Annotated in this window: 13 protein-coding genes; 6 read left to right on the top strand and 7 right to left on the bottom strand. The window is 67.2% G+C overall.

Features of this window, described 5'->3' with window-relative positions; translation table 11 throughout:
- Positions 1–2 precede the first annotated feature (2 nt).
- The 3 genes from ACQR1H_RS25980 to ACQR1H_RS25970 form a co-directional block, all read right to left on the bottom strand.
- Complete coding sequence (locus ACQR1H_RS25980; RefSeq protein WP_315801732.1) at positions 3–1,190, bottom strand: pyridoxal-phosphate-dependent aminotransferase family protein; 1,188 nt, start codon at positions 1,188–1,190, stop codon at positions 3–5.
- Between the two features lie 154 nt (positions 1,191–1,344).
- Positions 1,345–2,070: a thermonuclease family protein gene (locus ACQR1H_RS25975; RefSeq protein WP_434874080.1), complete on the bottom strand. Its 726-nt coding sequence runs from the start codon at positions 2,068–2,070 to the stop codon at positions 1,345–1,347.
- A gap of 211 nt (positions 2,071–2,281) precedes the next feature.
- Positions 2,282–4,006, bottom strand: coding sequence for a hypothetical protein (locus tag ACQR1H_RS25970; protein WP_434908399.1), 1,725 nt, complete (start codon positions 4,004–4,006; stop codon positions 2,282–2,284).
- A gap of 430 nt (positions 4,007–4,436) precedes the next feature.
- Between ACQR1H_RS25970 and ACQR1H_RS25965 the strand changes: the two genes are divergently transcribed.
- On the top strand, positions 4,437–5,297 hold the full coding sequence (locus tag ACQR1H_RS25965; RefSeq protein ID WP_434908398.1) for a caspase family protein: 861 nt from the start codon (positions 4,437–4,439) through the stop codon (positions 5,295–5,297).
- A 368-nt stretch (positions 5,298–5,665) separates the two neighbouring features.
- Here the strand turns inward: ACQR1H_RS25965 and ACQR1H_RS25960 are convergent, their stop codons facing one another.
- Positions 5,666–6,544, bottom strand: coding sequence for an efflux RND transporter periplasmic adaptor subunit (locus ACQR1H_RS25960; RefSeq protein ID WP_409997898.1), 879 nt, complete (start codon positions 6,542–6,544; stop codon positions 5,666–5,668).
- 202 nt (positions 6,545–6,746) lie between these two features.
- Here ACQR1H_RS25960 and ACQR1H_RS25955 point away from each other — a divergent pair, with 202 nt between their 5' ends.
- The gene (locus tag ACQR1H_RS25955; protein WP_315801782.1) at positions 6,747–7,724 is read left to right on the top strand and encodes a L,D-transpeptidase family protein; all 978 of its coding nucleotides are present in this window, start codon (positions 6,747–6,749) and stop codon (positions 7,722–7,724) included.
- A 944-nt stretch (positions 7,725–8,668) separates the two neighbouring features.
- Here the strand turns inward: ACQR1H_RS25955 and ACQR1H_RS25950 are convergent.
- Positions 8,669–9,475 carry an N-acyl homoserine lactonase family protein gene (locus ACQR1H_RS25950; protein ID WP_316238031.1) on the bottom strand — a complete coding sequence of 269 codons (807 nt, stop codon included), beginning with the start codon at positions 9,473–9,475 and terminating at the stop codon, positions 8,669–8,671.
- A gap of 351 nt (positions 9,476–9,826) precedes the next feature.
- On the opposite strand from ACQR1H_RS25950, the gene ACQR1H_RS25945 reads away from it, so the two are divergent.
- The 4 genes from ACQR1H_RS25945 (at position 9,827) to ACQR1H_RS25930 (ending at position 16,425) form a co-directional block, all read left to right on the top strand.
- A complete protein-coding gene (locus ACQR1H_RS25945) occupies positions 9,827–11,377 on the top strand; it encodes a caspase family protein (RefSeq protein WP_410051941.1) in 1,551 nt (516 codons plus the stop codon).
- Positions 11,378–11,508: 131 nt separating this feature from the next.
- Complete coding sequence (locus tag ACQR1H_RS25940; protein WP_316179238.1) at positions 11,509–12,186, top strand: OmpA family protein; 678 nt, start codon at positions 11,509–11,511, stop codon at positions 12,184–12,186.
- Between the two features lie 160 nt (positions 12,187–12,346).
- Positions 12,347–13,273, top strand: a complete 927-nt coding sequence (locus ACQR1H_RS25935) for an efflux RND transporter periplasmic adaptor subunit (RefSeq protein ID WP_316179240.1) — start codon at positions 12,347–12,349, stop codon at positions 13,271–13,273.
- Positions 13,273–16,425 carry an efflux RND transporter permease subunit gene (locus ACQR1H_RS25930; RefSeq protein WP_316179242.1) on the top strand — a complete coding sequence of 1,051 codons (3,153 nt, stop codon included), beginning with the start codon at positions 13,273–13,275 and terminating at the stop codon, positions 16,423–16,425. Before ACQR1H_RS25935 ends, ACQR1H_RS25930 begins: the two co-directional genes overlap by 1 nt.
- Positions 16,426–16,449: 24 nt before the next feature.
- Here the strand turns inward: ACQR1H_RS25930 and ACQR1H_RS25925 are convergent, their stop codons facing one another.
- Positions 16,450–18,084, bottom strand: coding sequence for a glycosyltransferase family 39 protein (locus ACQR1H_RS25925; protein ID WP_316179244.1), 1,635 nt, complete (start codon positions 18,082–18,084; stop codon positions 16,450–16,452).
- A gap of 276 nt (positions 18,085–18,360) precedes the next feature.
- Positions 18,361–19,035 (bottom strand): Crp/Fnr family transcriptional regulator, encoded by a 675-nt coding sequence (locus ACQR1H_RS25920; RefSeq protein ID WP_316179246.1) that lies wholly within the window; start codon positions 19,033–19,035, stop codon positions 18,361–18,363.
- Positions 19,036–19,138 lie beyond the last annotated feature (103 nt).

The following is a 19,138-nucleotide window of genomic DNA, read 5'->3' as shown; positions in this document are numbered from 1 at the left end:
CTTTACGGGGTCACGCTCTCGCCGAGCCATTGGATCGCGGCGTCGAGGCCGCCGCGGCCGTGCGGGATCTTCAACGCCACCAGCGCCATTTCGATCACGCCGAGCGTGCCCAGCACCATCGGCGCGTTGACATGGCCCATATGGGCGATGCGGAACGCCTGGCCCTGCAGATCGCCGATCCCGGTGCCGAGCACGACGCCGCACTGCTCCTTGCAGTAGGTCTGCAGCACCGCCGGATCATGGCCGCCGCCGACCAGCACCGTGGTCACGGTGTTGGAGCGCTCGGCGGCGTCTGCGATATTGAAGCCGATCACCTGGCCCTCGCTCCACTTCGCCACCGCGCGTCGCACGGCCTCGGCGAGCAGCTCATGGCGGCGGAAGGCGTGCGGCAGCCCTTCGTCGAACAGCATGTCCATGGCCTGGCGCAGCGCGAACAAGAGATGCACCGGCGCGGTGCCGCCATATTTGCGATAGTGCTCGGTGCCCTCGCGCTCGCTCCAGTCCCAATAGGGCGTGCGCATGTTGGCGCGCTTGTGCGCCTCGAGCGCGCGGGCGTTCGCGGCGACGAAGCCGAGACCGGGCGGCGTCATCAGGCCCTTCTGCGAGCCGGACATCGCGACGTCGATGCCCCATTCATCCATCTCGAACGGCATGCAGCCGAGCGAAGCGACGGTGTCGACCATGTAGAGCGCCGGATGGCCTGCGGCCTTGATGGCGCGGCCGATCGCCTCGACGTCATTGACGACGCCCGACGCCGTATCGATCTGCGCCACCACGATCGCCTTGATGGAGTGCTCCTTGTCGGCGCGCAGCCGCGCCTCGACCTCGGCCGGCCGCACCGCGCGGCGCCAGTCGCCACGGAGCACTTCGACGTCGGCGCCCATCGCGCGTGCCGCATTGCCCCAGCCGATCGCGAAGCGGCCGCTCTCCAGCACCAGCACCTTGTCGCCGCGCGCCAGCACGTTGGAGAGCACGGCCTCCCAGGCGCCGTGACCGTTGGCGATGTAGATGTAGGTCTTGCCCTTGGTCGCGAACAGCCGGCCGAGGTCGGACATGATGCCGTCGGTCAGCTCGACCATCTGCTTGGAGTAGATGTCGAGCGCGGGGCGGTGCATCGCCTGCAGCACCTCGTCGGGCATCGTGGTGGGTCCCGGGATGGCCAGAAACTCCCGGCCCGCGCGAACGGTCATTGTCAGTGTCCTCGGCGATGTGGTTTGGCGGTTGAGGGTGGTGATGGGCTCTCGCACACGGCCGGCCCAGCGCCGTTTTACGTGGCGGCGCCGCATAAGAAAAGCCGGAGAACCCGGGGGGCTGTCATGCCCCGGCGGGCCGGCGCGGCGGGGCTCAGCGCCGGGTCTCGCGGCAGCCGGCGGCCTCGGCCTCCTCGACCGAGCAGAACCAGCGCGTGCCCTTCGACACGTGCATCTTGATCTGCGCGTACCAGCGGCTCTTCTGCGTGTGATAGATGCATTCGCCGGCGCCGTTGACATTGCCCTTGATGGTGCAGTCCGGCGAGGGCGCGACCGGGCCCGAAGCCGAGGCGAGCAGGACCTTGCGCGCGCCCTCCGGCGGCTTGGTGGCGCCGAGGATCGCAGTCTTCTTGTTGCGTACGCGCCAGTCCCATGGCGCGATGAACGCGCCCTGCCACATGCCGGCCTTGGCGGCCCGCGCCTCCGCCTCGTCCGGCTCGTAGTCATGCGAGAGGGTGCGATAGGCCAGCGCCCAGCCGCTGCGCACCAGCCATTTCTGGATGTCCTCGCCGTCGACGTCGCAGCGCGCCACCTGGCGCCCGCGGCGATCGATCGAACGCGGATGACAGGTCCAGCTCTTGCCGTCCGCGTGCTTGATCAGTTCGTCACGCGCGGCCACGCCGCAGGTCCAGCGCTCGCCGTTCTTGTTGAGGCAGAGCTGATCCACGGAGGGCGCGTCGATGCCGCCGAGCCGGATGCGGGTGGCCCCGATCGTGATCCCGTCGGCCTCACGGATCTTGGGAATCCCGGTGATGTCGGCCGCGGACGCGACGGAGGGCAGCAGCAGGAGGAGCGCGAGCAGGGCTGGTTTCATCGACATCAACGGGCGCGGGTCGTCCTTGGGGATGGGCAATAGCAGCGATAGTGCGGCGGATCGCCCGCCAGTTCCAGCGCCGCGATTGCCTGAGTCGCTCAACTTCGCGCGATGGCGGCCGAAAGTAGGAGCCGAGCTATGGCCAAGGCGTCGCTCTGCTTCCCTCCCCGCAAGGGGGAGGGGAGCGCACCGCCCTTGCCGCCGAGATCGCGCTCGATCAGTTCACCGCCACCCGCCGGGCCAGCGCCAGGCCCATCAGCACAAACGCGGATGTCACCTCGGGGCCGCCGACCAGGATGCGGGTCGGGGTCTTCATCTTGTTCCACTCATAGGCGCGGTACGGATGCCGCCGGCCGCCCTCGCCGAACGACGTCACGATGCAATGCACCGCGGGCGCGAAGCTCGCTGCAGCGCCGCCGAGATGGCCGAGCGCGATCAGCGCCAGCGCCGCGTCGAACGGGTTCATCTCGCGGCCGATCAGCTCGTCCTCGACATAAGCGAGCACGCGCAGCCGAATGAGCTCGAATGCGCCGTCGGGATCGATCGCCTGCCGCGCCGCCGGTGGCAGCGCCATGAAGGCGTGGTAGCAGCGGCCGAAATAGGCGCAGTACAGCTCCGGCAAATAATAGATGTGCGAGCGCGGATCGGCGAAGGCGCCGCTCAGCACCAGCCGCTGCTGGAAGCCGACGATCCGCCTGACGACGTCGAGCCTGCCTTGCGTCTCCAGGACCTGCCAGCGCTTGAGATTGCGGAACGAGACCTCGAGCACGTCGAGATTCAGCGTCGGATCGAGATCGTTGCCGTAGGGCCGCTCGCCGGCCAGGCTGTCGATCCAGGTGGCGACGCCGCCTTCGTAGTCGACGTTGTCGTTGATCGGCACCGTCACGCGCGGCTCGTTGCCGCCGGCGCGCACTTGGTAGCCGGCGTAGAAATCCAGCAGCGGCTGGCTCAGCATCGGATCGTCCGATCCGGCCTGCGTCGCCGCCGAGAACGAGCATGCCGTGGTGTCGCAATCCGGCACGTAGACGCCAAAGCCGAGGTCCTGCTTGATCTGGGTGAAGAAGCGCGAGAACCGCGGATGCGGATGCGGCGCCAGCGCGGTGACGACGTCGTAGCTCTTGCCGTCGGCGCCGCGCACCTGCTCGCGGCTGATGGTCAGGCAGAACTCGACCATCGCCGCGATGGCGCCGCGCGCCGCGCTCGTCTGCTCCGATGAGGCGAGGCCGGTCTCCAGATAGCTCAGCAGCGCCTCGGTGAAGAACGCGTCGTAATACGCCGAGCGGTGGCGGATCTGCACCGGCTCCCACATCGGCTCGGCGATGCCGCGCCACGGCGGATTGATCACCGCGGCCGCCGGCGAGCGCGCGATGAAGACGCGGGCGAGGTTGAACAGCAGGGTCGAGTTCTTGTAGCCGCGCGCGTCGAGCCCCTGCAGCGCCTTCTGGACCTCGGAGCCCTTCATGTCGGGATCGCCGATCAGGTTGAAGGCGGCATAGGTCGGGATGAAGCCATTGCGGCTGAACGAGCCGAGCAGGTCGGCACCGCAGGCCCGGATCACCCGGTCGATCTCGCCGGCCGGCGGCATGGCCGCCGCCGCAGTCCGGCGCGGCGGGGCAGGGTGATGCAGCGCGATGCTGTCGACGAGATCGGCGACCGGGCGGCCGACCTGCTCCCAGTCCGGCGTCGGATTGTCGCGGGCGAGAACCAGCGCGTCGCGCAGCGCATTGAGGCGAGCGGGATCGTTCAGCTCGGGCAGGCCGGCACGGCGCAGCAATGCGCGCAGCGCCGGGTTCCCCAGCGCGGTCCGGTAGAATTTCGACAGATGCGGGTCGCCGCTGCCGGGCCGGCGCAGGATGGGGTCGCAGACCTCGTACAGCGAGGGCCCATCCTTCCGGGCCGTCAGTGCGCGACAGGCCGCGCCGGCGAAATACTGGAAACTCAAGCGAGGACTCGCGGGTTGTCGGAGGCGGGACGAACGGCATGCGCTGCTCGAAACGCCCCACAAACGGCGCGCCGTGCGCATGCATGGGGCAAACTGACACGCTCGACCGCCAAAGACAACGTGACGGCGGTCACGGCGCGGGAGGCGGATTTGGCGGCAATGTGGCCTCCCGGCGGTCCGCCCAGGGCCGTTTGGAGATCGCCGCCATGGTTAAATTTGCGTTTCTCTTCAAGTGCTTGAAAAGTCAATGGTGTTCCGATGTTGCCCTGGGTGCTCGTTCGGGTTAATCCTTTCTTCGTTGCGGCGCCGCAATTTGCGCGCATTGGGACGACACATCGTCTCGCAACCCCTCAAACCTCAGAGGCGCCAGCGCGACCAAAGGGTGCACCCCTTTGGCATCGACGGGCAGGCTCGGACCAGGATTGACGTGATGACCGCAAGGCAGCCTTCTCTTTCCCGCCGATCGGCCGTGATCGCCGCCGCGCTTCTCTGCACGGTGTCGCTCGCGATCGGCGCGCATGCTGCCCTCAACAAGCGTTCGCTCGAGGCGCCCAAGGCGGCCGCCTCCGAGCAGAGCAGCGTGGCGACCGGCAACGGCGCGCGCCTCGCGCTCGTCATCGGCAATGGTCACTATCCCGATGCGAATGCGCCGCTCGTCCAGCCGATCAACGATGCCCGCGCGCTGACCGGCGCGCTGCGCCGCGACGGCTTCGATGTCGATGTCGTCGAGGATGCCAATAAGGACGACATGACCCGCGCGGTCGAGCGCCTCAAGGCCAGGATCAAGCCCGACTCGGTCGTGATGCTGTTCTTCGGCGGCTACGCCATCCAGGCGGGACGCGAGAGCTACATGATCCCGGTCGACGCCAAGATCTGGCGGGAATCCGACGTGCGCCGCGAGGGCACCAGCATCGAGCGTCTGCTCGATACGGTCCGCGAGCAGGGCGCGCGCGCCAAGCTGGTGGTGATCGACGCCTCCCGCCGCAATCCCTATGAGCGCCGCTTCCGCGCCTATTCGCACGGTTTGGCGCCGATCAACGCGCCGGCCAACGCGCTGATCCTGTCGTCGGCGACGCCGGGCAAGGTGCTGGACGATCCGAAGGGCCAGAACAGCGTGCTGGTCAGCGAGCTGCTCAACCAGCTCGGCAAGAGCCCGAGCGCCGAGACCGTGTTCAACAAGACCCGCAACGCCATCGCGCGCAGCTCCGACGGCGAGCAGGTGCCGATGGTGTCGTCCTCCCTGGTCGAGGACATCCGCTTCAGCGCCGACGTCGCCAACGCCGGCAGCTGAGGCCTCGGGTTTCCATCTCCCGTTCAACGCGTCTGACGCTCAGAGCGTCTGAACGTTTGCCCCCTCTCACCAAGCTGACGGTCAGCTCCCCTCCCCCTTGCGGGGAGGGGTTGGGGGTGGGGGTCCACGGGCGCCGCGCGTCGCTGGCTTGAGCCTTTGCTGCAAACATCCTGCTTTTGGCGGATGCGGGAGCGATCCTCCCGCATGGCGCTGCCTTGGATCGCTGAAAACTTCCCAGGAGCTGGCTCGCAAAGAGCGCGACTCGGAGAACCCCCACCCCCGACCCCTCCCCGCAAGGGGGAGGGGAGCCGACCGCTACTGGCGCGACCTCCCCATTTCATCCGTTCCGCAGGACTCGGCCGCCGCCCTCAATTGCTCGCCATCACCGGCCGCACCGGGTCGCCCTCGCGCAGCAGCGCGCCGGCGCGGGTGACGACGACGTCGCCCTCGGCGAGGCCGTCGCGGATCTCGACCTGGCCGCCGGCCATCAGGCCGATTTCGACCCGCTTGGTCTCGATGCGCTGGGCGCGCACCACCTGCACCACGGTGCCGTCCGGATCGTACAGCACGGCGGTCAGCGGCACCGCGACGCCGCAGCTCTGGCCGATCTTGATCACGGCGCGCCCGAACGAATTCACCAGCAGCCGCGCCGTGCCGTTGATGCCGATGAAGGCCTGGCCGAGCTGGCTGTTCGGCTCGACGGTCGGCGCCACCCTTCGGATCTTGCCCTCGACCTCGCCGGCCCCGACGATGCGGATCCGCGCGGTCTGGTTGACCGCGAGCTTGCCGAGCTGCGCTGATGGCACCAGGCCGACGAGATCATATTCGTTGCGGGCGAGAATGGAGAACAGCGCCTCGCCGCGGCCGGAAGCGAAGGCGCCGATGGTGGCGCTCGACGACAGGATTGTGCCCGCGACCGGCGCCTGGATCATGATCGTGCCGCCCTCCGGCGGCGTCAGCCGCGCCAGGTTCTGCCCGGCCGTGACGCTGTCGCCGGCATCGACCAGCACCTCCGCGACCTTCAGTCCGGGACGGTCGGGCCTGACGGCGGTCTCGTTGCGCGCCAGCACCATGCCGGACACCTCGACCGTGTTGTCGAAGCAGGCCTTGGTCGCCTTGAGCACGCTGACCGCGGCGCCCTTCGGTGCGCTGTCGTCGGCTGCCAGCACCGGCTGGATCAGGGCCAGCACGCCGGCCGCGGCCAATAGCGGCATCCGGCGCATCGTGGCAATTGCGGCATGTCGCATGCGAAACCGATCCTCGCGAACTCACGTCAATTGAACGGCTGAAGTCGGGATAGCAGACGTGCAGCCGCCGGGCCAGCCGACCCGCGTCCCTGGTAGTCGCGCCAGCATGCTGCGACGTTCAGCGGAGGACCCCCGAACTTTCTCGGCAGGGTCCACGTTGACGCTGCCGAATGTCGGCCATCTCTATTTGGGACTCACGATCATGCTTCGGCTCTGGATACCACTTCTGCTCTGCGCCGCCCTCGTCACGCCGGCGGTCTCCGCCGAGCTCACCGCCGACGCCGTCAACGGCGCGGAGCTGCGCAAGCGGCCGCCGGCCGAGGAGAAGATGGACCCGGTGGCGATCCGCGCCCAGGTGCTGCTCGATCGCGCGCGTATCTCGCCCGGCGAGATCGACGGCCGCTTCGGCGACAATGCGCGCACGGCGCTCGCCGCGTTCGCGCGCGCCAAGGGGCTTGCCGGGGATGCGAAGCTGACGCCCGAGCTGTGGGACGCGCTGCTGCGCGGCGACCAGGCGCCGGCGATCGTCTCCTACACCATCACCCGCGACGATGTGAAAGGGCCGTTCCTGAAGAAGCTGCCGCAGCACATGGAGGACATGAAGGACCTGCCGGCGCTCGGCTACACCTCGCCGCGCGAGGCGCTGGCCGAGAAATTCCACATGAGCGAACAGCTGCTGTCGGCGCTCAATCCGAAGGCCAGCTTCGACAAGGAGGGCGAGCAGATCGCCGTCGCCAACGTGATCCGGCCGGACGACAAGGCGCCGGAGATCATGCGGCTCGACATCAGCAAGGACGCCGGCACGGTGCAGGCATTCGACAAGGACGGCAGGCTGGTGGCGGTGTTTCCGGCCACCGTCGGCAGCGAGGAGAAACCGACGCCCGACGGCACCTTCAAGGTCACCTCGCGCGATGCCGATCCCAACTACCGCTACAATCCGGACTACGAGTTCAAGGGCGTCAAGTCGCGCAAGCCGTTCACCATCAAGCCCGGCCCGAACAATCCGGTCGGCGCCTATTGGATCGGCCTGTCGGTCGGCAACGGCTACGGCATCCACGGCACCGCCGAGCCGTCCAAGGTCGGCAAATCGGAATCGCACGGCTGCGTCCGCCTGACCAATTGGGACGTGCGCTTCCTCGGCGACCACCTGTCGAAGAAGGCGAAGGTGGAGCTGCATTGAGCGGGCACCGTTGCCTGGCGAAGCTACGCCATCATCCCGGCCGAACGACGTGACCCGGCTCGATCCACACCCACCGCCGTCATCCCGGCGAACGCCGGGACCCATAACCCCAGGGAGCGGTTTGAGGCAGGCCGGTCATTGACAGTTCGCCCATCGCGACCGCCGCCGCGTATGAGTCTCGGGTCGGCATCGCAACCACGCGATCGCGCGTCGCTACTTGCTCGGGACGGCGAGTGGCGGAGTACAGCAGCATCGCTGCAACGACCAATTCACCGCGTATGGTGGGCAAAGCGCGCAGCCATCGTGCGTGTCGCGAGGACGTGCCAGCGCCTTTGCCCACCCTACCGGCCGCATCGTCTTTCCTGCGCGCCGCGGCGAATTTAACGAGCAATGCCAAGCCGATCGGGCTTGTCCAGATATTCCGATAAAAAGAATTCCCTTGCGCCGTCGGGCAAATCAGGTGGAAATTTCCGCCCGTCCCGCCTCATTGAAGAGGGGCGCTCGCGAACGTCACGACGCGTTGGGGTGGGATGCGATGGCCGCGAGATGGCGCAGCGTGCTCAATGCATGCCGACGTACGCCATGCCGCGGACGGTGAAGTCGCAGGGTCCTGGCCTCCCGACGCTGAGGTCCGCACGGCGCGCGATGCGCGCGTCGTTGCTACGGTGGCAAACAAGCCGGTCACCGGGGAGACTGCGTATAAATCGTAAAGCCATCGCGCAGGGAGGGCCGGGTCGTTCCGGCTGTACCTGTGGTTCTGCCGCCTGCATTTTTTCTCGCAGGCGGGCCGCAGGCCTCAGCCGAGGCCTGGCTCTCCCTGCGCCCTCTCTCTTGAAGAGGGTGTCCCGATGATCACAGCTCGGACGCGAAACGCGCCGCGAGACCGCGGACCTGCAACCGCGTGGGCTGTTTGACAATTACATCAGAAGATCAGGTCTTCTCCGTCATCTCGCAAACGACCGCGACGGCGCGACATGCAGCGCATAGGCATCGGCCGCCTCGCTCACGCGCGGATAGAGCTCGGTCACCAGCGGATCGTGCCCGGGGATGAAGCGGTCGGGATGGCCGGCGAGGCGCTCGATGATCTCCCAGCCCTGCGCCATGTCGCCGATGTTGTAGACGATCGGAAACGGGCTGCGGCGCTGCAGATTGGCGTAGTAATGCGCGGCGTCGGAGGCGAGCACGACCGGACCGCGCGCGGTGTCGACGCGCACCACCTGCAGCCCGTCGGAATGGCCGCCGACCCGGTGCACGGTGACGCCGGGCGCGACCTCGCCGTCGCCGTTGTGGAAGGTGACGCGCTCGCCATACACGTGGCGCACCATGGTGGTGACGTGCTCGACCGTGAACGGGTAGCGCAGCATGCCGTTGCACATGCAGCGGCCCGTGGCATAGGCCATCTCGCGCTCCTGCAGATGAAAGCGCGCGTTCGGGAAGCGGTCGAGATTGCCGGCGTGATCGTAGTGCAGATGGGTCACGATGATGTCGCGGATATCGGCGGCCGCGACGCCGAAGGACGCGAGCGCATCGATCGGATCGCGCGTCAGGGTGCGGTGGCGGATCTCGGCCTCCGCGGCGTTGAAGCCGGTGTCGACCAGGATGTCGCGACCGTCAGTGCGGATCAGCCACACGAAATAGTCGAGATCCTGCGCCGTGCTGTCGTGCGGGTCGGGCTGCAGGAAGTTCATGTGCGGCGTGCGCGGCGACATCGTTGCATAGCGCAGCGCGTAGATCTCGGTGGCGTTCCCCATGATGGCCTTCTCGTTGGTTGGGCACGGCAGCCATCGAGCCATCGGCAGGCATCGAGGTCAATCGCATCGAGGTCAATCGCGGTGCCCGTCGAACCGGACGGTGCGCTGCCGCGACACAGCGTGAGGCATCTCACATTTCAACACATCGGGATCGTTGCATGGTCCGCTCGTGTCATGGCAAGCAGCTCGCAACAGGCTCCTGCGGGCGGTTGCCGCCTCAGACGATTCTTCAACTGCCGCAAGCGGTTGACGGACCGTCACGGCGATTTGATAATGCCTGACGCGTGGGATATGGTCGCCGCGGCGCAAGCTGGACGGCGCCTGATTGCTGACCGCTGGACCGCCATCGTGATGACTTTCCGCCTGCTGCTGCCGCTCGGCCTGATGTTCTCCGTCGCGTTCTCGGCCGTGGTCTCCTGGCCCGCGCGCGCGGCCGGCGACCGCTTCGCGCTGGTCATCGGCAATGCGAAATATCCGGATGCCGAGGCGCCGCTCAAGGAACCGGTCAACGATGCCCGCGATCTCACCGACGAGTTGAAGCGCGACGGTTTCAGCGTCGAGACCCTGGAAAATGCCGGCGGCGACGCGATGCGCCGCGGCCTCGACCGGCTCTATGGCAAGCTCAAGCCGGGCTCGGTGGCGCTGCTGTTCTTCTCCGGCTACGGCATCCAGTCGAGCCGGCAGAGCTACATGATCCCGGTCGATGCGCAGATCTGGCAGGAGGCCGACGTGCGGCGCGACGGCATCGGCCTCGAGCAGGTGCTGCAGGAGATCAACAGCCGCGGCGCCGGCGTGAAGATCGCGCTGCTCGATGCCTCCCGGCGCAATCCCTATGAGCGCAGGTTCCGCACCGCCTCGGCTGGGCTCGCGCCGGTCATCGCACCGAGCGGTACTTTGGTGATGTACTCGGCCGCGCTGTCCGCCGTCGTGTCGGACAGCGGCCGGGATCACAGCCTGTTCGTGCAGGAGCTGCTGAAGGAGATCCGCGTTCCCGACCTCACCGCAGAGGAGACGCTGAACCGCACCCGCGTCGGCGTAACCCGCGCGTCGCGCAGCGAGCAGGTGCCGTGGATCTCGTCGTCGCTGGCGGAGGACTTCTCCTTCGTGCCGGGCAATGGCGGCGTCAGGCCGCCGCAGGCCGAGAGCAATGCCGCGCCGATTCCGGCACCACCTGTCCCTGCGCCGACCCCGACGCAGGTCGTGGTGGCGCCGCCGGTGCCGTCGCCGCTGCCGCCGGCTCCGCCCGCGCCGCAGCCGACGCCGGTGCAGAAGGTGGATACTCCGCCGGCACCGCCGGTTGCTCCGGCGCCGCCGGCGCCCGCGCCATCTCCCGTGATCGCGAACGTGGCGCCCGCCGCGCCTGCTGCGCCCGCGGCCCCCGCTGCTCCGGCGGAGGATGCGTTTGCCGACGATCCCACGATCAAGAGCCTGACCGCCAAGATCGCGGCCAATCCGGAGGATGCCGGCGCGCTGTACCGGCGCGGCCAGGTGTATGCGAGCAAGGGCGCCTACGCGCAGGCGATCCGCGATTTCGACGACACCATCCGGATCAATCCGAAGGACGTCGAGGCGCTCAACAACCGCTGCTGGGCCCGCACGGTCGTCGGCGAGCTGCAGCCTGCGCTGCGCGACTGCAACGAGGCGCTGCGGCTGCGGCCGAATTTCGTGGACGCGCTCGACAGCCGCGGGCTGGTCAACCTCAAGAGCGGCGCGGTCAAGAACGCCATCGCCGATTTCGATGCGGCGCTGAAGATCAATCCGCGTCTGACGTCATCATTGTACGGCCGAGGTCTCGCCAAGCAGCGTAACGGCGCCGCGCAGGAGGGCGCGCTCGACATCGCCAACGCCAAGGCGATGGACCCCAACATCGTCCGCGAGTTCGAAGCTTACGGCGTGCGCTGATTTGTTGCGCGCGTCGGCCGGCCGCCTCGAACCATGCGGCAGGCCGGACCGACATAACAGCGAACAGCCGGGTGTCGCGTGTGGGCGCGGCGGAGACCGGGACGATCAGTTCGCGTGAGGAGGGATTGGCAATGACCGCACCGAAAACGAATTCGACCATGACCGCCGGCCTGACGGCTCTCCTGGCCGCGACGGTCCTGAGCGCAGCCGCGTCGCTCGTCGCGATGCCGGCCTTCGCCGCCGATGACGTCAGCGAGGATCAGATCGTCCGCGCCCTGGCCGGGCAGAAGAAGCCGCTGACCCGGGGGCTGTCGATGTCGCCGCCGTCGGAGGCCGCGCCCGCCGTCTCGCCGGAGCAGGACAAGTTCCTGCAGAGCATTCGCGGCCGCTCGACGCGATCGCTGTCCACTGCCGAGCGCGAGGAGATCGCGGCGGTCGCCAAGACCAAGCCGAACATCGATCTCGAGATCACCTTCGACTACAATTCCGCCAACATCAGCCAGAAGTCGCTGCCGTCGGTGCAGGCGCTGGGCCGGGCGCTGACCAATGCCGAGCTGAAAGGGTCGACCTTCGTCGTCGCCGGTCATACCGATGCCGCCGGTGGCGAGGCCTACAATCAGGATCTCTCGGAGCGGCGCGCCGATTCGATCAAGCGCTATCTGGTCGAGAAGTTCGGCATCGCCGGCGCCGACCTGGTGACGGTGGGCTACGGCAAGAGCAAGCTGAAGGATCCGAGCCAGCCGCTCGCCGAGGTGAACCGCCGCGTCCAGGTCGTCAACATGCAGAGCAAGACGGCGGCGGCCAAGTAGCGCCGCGTCCATCAAGCGCCGTCGGAGGTCGCGTGGCCGGAGATCGAGGTGGCCGGATGCGTCCCGCAGGATTGCGGGGCGCATCGCCTTGTCGGAGCGTCCCGCGCCAAATTCGCAGCATCCATAACCCGCATCTCGCGCCGACCGGATCCCCCTGCCGATGAAGCTGCCAAAATCCCTTAAAACCGCAGCCAGCGCGGTCGTCTTCGTGGCCCTGTTCGCCGGCTATTACTGGTACGAGCATCGTCCCCATCACACTGCCGAGGAGCCGCCGATGCAGGCCCAGGTGCTTGTGACCAAGGCGGTGAAAGCCTGCTTCTCGGATCTCGTGCGCGTCACCGGCTTCGTCGTGGCCCGCCGCGAGGCGGTGGTCGGCGCCGATCAGGAGGGATCGCGGGTCATCGACGTTCTGGTCAAGGAGGGCGACACCGTCACCGAGAACCAGGAGCTGGCGCGCCTGACGCCGCCGCCGCAGCAGCCGGGAGCGCCGGCAGCGGCCGCGAGCCGGCCGGTGTCGCTGCGTGCGCCGGCCGCAGGACTCGTCACCGAGGTCCGCACGATCGCCGGTGCGCCGGCCTCGCCGCAGGCCGGCCCGATGTTCCGCATCGCCGTCAACAACGAGCTGGAGCTCGACGCCGAGGTTCCGAGCGTTCATCTCCTGAAGCTCGGCACGGGCGCGCCGGTGCGCATCACTCGTGACAACCTTCCCGACATTGTCGGCCGCCTGCGCGTGGTGGCGCCGCAGGTCGACCGGACCACCCAGCTGGGCCATGTGCGCATCGCGCTGACCAGCAATCCGTCGCTCAAGCCCGGCATGTTCGCGCGCGCCAATATCGATGCCCGGCGGAGCTGCGGCGTCGCCGTGCCCAATACGGCGATCGATCATCTCACCATCCAGGTCGTGAAGGGCAACACGATCGAGACCCGCCGGGTGCGGGTCGGCCTGGTGTCGGATACGTCGAGCGAGATCCTCGACGGGCTGACAGAGGGAGAAATCGTGGTGGCCGACGCCGGCAGCTCGCTGCACGATGGCGACCAGATCAAGACCATGTTTGCCGAAGACATCGATCGCACGCGGGTACGCTGATGGCACTGAATATTTCGGCATGGTCGATCCGGAACCCGCTGCCGTCGATCCTCTTCTCCATCATCCTGCTGATCCTGGGCTGGATGAGCTTCACCAAGCTCGCGGTGACCCGGCTGCCGAACGCCGACATTCCGGTGATCTCGGTCGCGGTGGCGCAATTCGGCGCGGCGCCGTCGGAGCTTGAATCCCAGGTCACCAAGATCATCGAGGACGGCGTCTCCGGCGTCGAGGGCGCGCGCCACATCCAGTCGCTGATCACCGACGGCCTGTCGGTGACGACGATTACGTTTGCGCTGGAGACCAACACCGATCGCGCCATCAACGACGTCAAGGACGCCGTCACCCGGGTCCGTTCCGACCTGCCGCAGAACGTCACCGAGCCGCTGATCTCGCGCGTCGACAAGATCGGGCTGCCGATCGTCACCTATGCGGCGATCTCGCCGGGCAAGACCCCGGAGCAGCTGTCGTTCTTCGTCGACGACGTGGTCAAGCGCGAGCTGCAGGGCGTGCGCGGCGTCAGCCAGGTCGAGCGCATCGGTGGCGTCGAGCGCGAGATTCTGGTCTCGCTCGATCCCGACCGGCTGCAGGCCATGGGCCTTACTGCCGTCAATGTCAGCCAGAGCCTGCGCGGCACCAATGTCGACGTCGCCGGCGGCCGCGCCGAGATCGGCAAGAACGACCAGGCGATCCGCACGCTTGCCGGCGCCAAGACGCTGAACGAGCTGTCCAACACGATGATTCCCTTGTTCGGCGGCGGCGAGGTCCGGCTCGCCGATCTCGGGACGGTCACCGACACGATCGCTGATCGGCGCACCTTTGCGCGCTTCAACGGCGAGCCGGTGGTCGCACTCGGCATCAAGCGCGCCAAGGGTGCCAGCGACGTGGTCGTCGCCGCCGCGGTCCAGAAGCGCATCGACCAGGTCAGAGCCGCCCATCCCGATGTCGAGCTGAAGCTGATCGATACGTCGGTCGATTTCACCAAGGGCAATTACGAAGCGGCGATCTCGACCCTGTTCGAGGGCGCGATCCTCGCCGTCATCATCGTGCTGCTGTTCCTGCGTGACTTCCGCGCCACGATGATCGCGGCGATCTCGCTGCCGCTGTCGATCTTTCCGGCCTTCTGGGCGATGGATATTCTCGGCTTCTCGCTGAACATGGTGTCGTTCCTGGCGATCACGCTGTCGACCGGCATTCTGGTCGACGACGCCATCGTCGAGATCGAGAACATCGTGCGCCACATGCGGATGGGGAAGTCGCCCTATCGTGCGGCGCTCGATGCCGCGGACGAGATCGGGCTCGCGGTCATCGCGATCAGCCTCACCATCATCGCGATCTTTGCGCCGGCCAGTTTCATGTCCGGCATCGCCGGACAGTTCTTCAAGCAGTTCGGCATCACCGTCTCGGTGCAGGTGTTCTTCTCGCTGCTGGCGGCGCGCTTCGTCACGCCGATGCTGGCGGCCTACTTCCTCAAGCATCACGACCATGACGATCCGCCGCCCGGTTTCATCCTGCGTGCGTATCAGCGCATCGTCACATGGTCGGTGAAGCACTACTTCATCACGGTTCTCCTGGGCATCGGGATCTTCGCGGGCTCGATCTGGAGCACGACCCTGCTGTCGCAGGGGTTCCTGCCGGCGCAGGACGCCGCGCGATCGCTGCTCGCGATCGAGCTGCCGCCCGGGGCGCAGCTCGCCTACACCGAGAAGGTGACCGAGGACATCGTCGCGCGCCTGCGCAAGCGGCCCGAGGTCCGCAGCGTGTTCGTTGACGGCGGCCGGCTTCAGGGCGCGATGGAGGTTCGCCGCGCCGGGATGATCGTCAACTACACGCCGAAGACCGAGCGCAAGATCACCCAGAAGGAGCTCGAGCTCGAGATCACCAAGGATCTCGAGAGCATTCCGGACATCCGCTTCTGGTTCACCGACGAAAATGGTCTGCGCCCGATCAAGCTGGTGCTGACGGGCTCGGATCCCAAGCTGGTCGACAACGTTGCCAGCGAGCTCGCGTCGCAGATGAAGCGGATTCCGATCATCTCCAACGTCGTGTCGGACACCTCGCTCGACCGGCCGGAGTTGCGGGTGCAGCCGCGCGCCGACCTGGCCGCGCGTCTGGGCGTGTCGACAGAAAGCCTGTCGCAGACCATCCGCGTCGCCACGATCGGAGATGTCGGTCCCGCGCTGGCGAAATACGATGCCGGCGGCCGCCTCGTCCCGATCCGGGTGCAGCTCGAGGATGCGGCGCGCAGCGACGTGAAGATCCTCGAACAGTTGCGGGTGCCGCTCGGGCAGTACGGCGAAAAGGGCGGTGTGCCGCTGGCGGTGGTCGCCGATATCAAGCTCGATCAGGGCCCGACCAGCATCAGCCGCTACGATCGCGGGCGGCAGGCCACCGTCGCGGCCGACCTCGTCGGACTTGCGGCGCTCGGCGATGCGACCAGGCAGATCGACGAGCTGCCGGTCAGAAAGAGCATGCCGGCCAGCGTCAAGCTGATCCCTTCGGATGATGCCGAGAGCCTGAACGAGCTGGCGTCCGGCTTCATCACGGCGATCACGGCAGGGCTGATGATCGTCTACGCCGTGCTGGTGCTGCTGTTCGGCACCTTCCTGCAGCCGATCACGATCCTGTTCTCGCTGCCGCTGTCGATCGGCGGGGCGATCGGCGCGCTGATGCTGACGGGCAAGCAGCTCACGATCCCGGTCTATATCGGCATGATGATGCTGATGGGCATCGTGACCAAGAACGCGATCATGCTGGTCGAGTTCGCGGTCGAAGCGATTCATGCCGGTGTCAGGCGCGACGAGGCGATCATCGACGCCGGCATGAAGCGGGCCCGTCCGATCGTGATGACCACGATCGCGATGGTCGCCGGCATGATGCCGAGCGCGCTCGCGGTCGGTGCCGGCGGCGAGTTCCGCTCGCCGATGGCGCTCGCGGTGATCGGCGGCCTGGTGTTCTCGACCGTGCTGTCGCTCTTGTTCGTGCCGGCGATGTTCCTGGTGATGGACGACGTCGGCGCGTTGTTCGCCCGCCTCGGCCGCAAGCTGATCGTCTCCTCCGGCGAGACTGCCGACGAGGCGCAGTCCGGCCATGGGCCGGAGGCGGGGCATCAGCCAAAGCCGCCGCCGTCGGCGATGTCGCCGGCTGCGGAATGAGATGACGTGCTGGAACGTGCTGTTTCAGTTCGCGGTCGAGGGCGTACGGCGGCGCGCGCTGAGATCGTGGGCCACGTTCGGCGCGCTGTCGACTGGCGCGGTGGTCTCAGGCGGAACGATCAGGGCAACGAAGCCCTGGCTCGCGCCCTCCAGGCCGAACAGCTTGGTCCGGAGCGTGAAATCGGCCCGTACCGAACGTCGCGCCTGCGCTGCCGCGGCTTGCATGCCGGAGATGCAGGAGGTGTCGGTGTCGTAGCACAGCGCCGCCCAGCCCTGCGCAGTCAGCTCTTCCGACGGAGGGTGCAGCTCGTGCGGGTGCACAAGCGCCATTTCATAGTGCGGGTGGTCGGGACTGTAGAACGCGGCGGCAAAGGCGAGGCCGTCATCGCCGCCGACGGCGACAAGGGCTCCGTTCGACGCCGTATGCCACAGGCGGTCGAGCTCGGTCACGGCCGGCTCGTAGAAATCGCGGCCCTCGTTCAACGGAACGTAGTTCCGGTACAAGGCATGGAAGGGCGCTACGACTGTGGCCGCGAATGCCGCGATCGCGATCGTCGCAGCGGCGAGATTGATCGTGACGTCGCGGGGGGCGTGATAGCTCGCGCCACACACGATCACGATGACGAACAGGAAGACGCCCTGCAGGCCCCAGAGCGGCGGCATGTCGGTGCCGAACACGATCGAGACCAGCGCGGGGAACACCACGGTCCCGATGCTGATCATCGCCAGCAGCCGGAGTCCGGGGTCGAGGCTGAGCGAATCGTTCAGCACGCGGGTGGCGCGGGGCCGGGTCATGGCGAGCCATATGAGGCCGGGGATACCGGCGATGCCGGCCATCGCCAACAGGAAGCCGCTGCCCTCGACCAGGGCGGCCGAGGCGGTCTTGCCGACGTGATGCTCGATCGCATGCGAGAACGGCTGGGCGCCGGTCGTGGCGAGCCAATAGATATGGGGGGCGAGCGCGACCAGGCCGGACAGCGCCGCGATCCAAGGCGCGGACGAGGTGAAATAGGCCCGACGCTCGCCGTGGCACAACGCCGCGACCGCAAAGCCCGCGATCAGGAAGACCGAGTAGTACTTGCCGAGCATGGCGAGTGCCGCGGTCAGGCCGGCCGCGACGGCCCAGCCGACGTGACGTGTCTCGAACGAGCGCAGGAAACACCAGGTCGCCAGCGGCCAGCTCGACAGCAGCACGGCGTTGGCGTTGAAGCGTTGCGCGTGCAGTTGATAGACCGGCAGCAGCATGAGCAGCAGCAGGACGACCAGGCGCTTGTCACCGCGCGCGAAACGCCGGGTGATGAGGTCGACGGCCCAGAGGCCGACCGCCGCGTTGGTCAGCGCCAGCAGGTTGAACGACCAGTTGGTCAGCGGAAACACGGTGGTCCAGGCCCGCGCGGCCCAGCCCATCAGCGGCGGATGCTTGGTCGAGCCCCAGTCGAAGCTGCGTCCGAGCGACCAGGTCTCGATCACATCCTGATGGAGATCGCCCCCCAGATAGGCGACCGAGAAATACACCATCCAGACCGCGACGAACCCGACGATCAGGGCCGGAACGGCCCAACCGTCCTCCACGGCGTCGATCCAGATCGTGAGAGCTCTGCGCCACCGGCCTACCGAACCACTGGCCTCGATCGCGATCGCCGGCAACGCAAGACTCATGACTTCGCTTCCACCACGCTTGTCTGGCGCGCAAAGCCCCACCCCGCGCACCGTCCGTGCGCGAGCCCGTGGAGTTCATCGCTGCCGGATTGAACCCTGTTAGAACTGTTAAAAAGAGTTCATGTCGCAAATTGTGAGGCGTGGTGGCCCAATTGCGATCATCTTTGGCCGATGCTGATACGAAACGATGCACGACGGGCAGTTCCCGCCATGGACTGGACCCGCAATCGACAAATTCGCGGTGAACGACGCTGCGCGCTTGCCGCGCTCGGCCAACTAATCGTTGCGTGCGATCGTGTTCAGCCTGGTCAGGTCATGCAGCAGGATGCGGCCGCGTTGCAGATCCAGGATCTTGTCCTTGCGCCAGGCCTGCAACTGGCGGTTCACGCTTTCGCGCGCCGCGCCGACGAAGACGCCGAGCTGTTCCTGCGAGATGTGAACCTCGGAGCCGAAATCCTCCGCCAGCGCGCACAGCCGGCGTGCCAGCCGCACCGGCAGCGGCTGCAGCACGGATTCCTCCATGCGCTCGCTCTGCCAGCGGATGCGCTGGCACAGCAGCTGAATGATCCTGATCGCCACCTTGGGCTCGCGTTCCAGGAAACTGAGGAAATCCTCGCGGCGGAGCACGAACAGCTCGGTTGCTTCACCGGCGGTGGCGTCCGCCGTGCGCTCCTGCCCGTCGAGCACGGCGACCTCGCCGAACAGATCGCCGGGCCCCATGAAGTTGAGCGTCAGCCGGCTGCCGTCAGTGGCACCGGTCTCGATGCGAATCTGGCCGCGCCGCACCCCGAACAGGGCATTGCCGGGGTCGCCCTTCTGGAACAGTACCTCGCCCGACGACAGATGCTGAGTGTGGCAGAGGCCCGAGATTCGCTGCAACTCGTCCGCACCGAGGTCGGCGAACATCGGGTTCATCTTCAGAATGACCGCAAATTCGGCCTGCTTGCTCATCACTATACCTTCGGCAATGGTTCAAAGCCTCAGTTACAGAAACCCCCCGGTCGGAAGTGTGTCATAAGTCACATAATGACGCACGGGCTTCCGACTATTTTGG

The sequence above is a fragment of the Bradyrhizobium sp. HKCCYLRH2015 genome (genome assembly GCF_051168215.1).
In the GTDB taxonomy this organism is placed as follows: domain Bacteria; phylum Pseudomonadota; class Alphaproteobacteria; order Rhizobiales; family Xanthobacteraceae; genus Bradyrhizobium.
The sequence above is the reverse complement of the archived record's forward strand: the minus strand, read 5'-3'. Positions and strand labels throughout refer to the sequence as shown.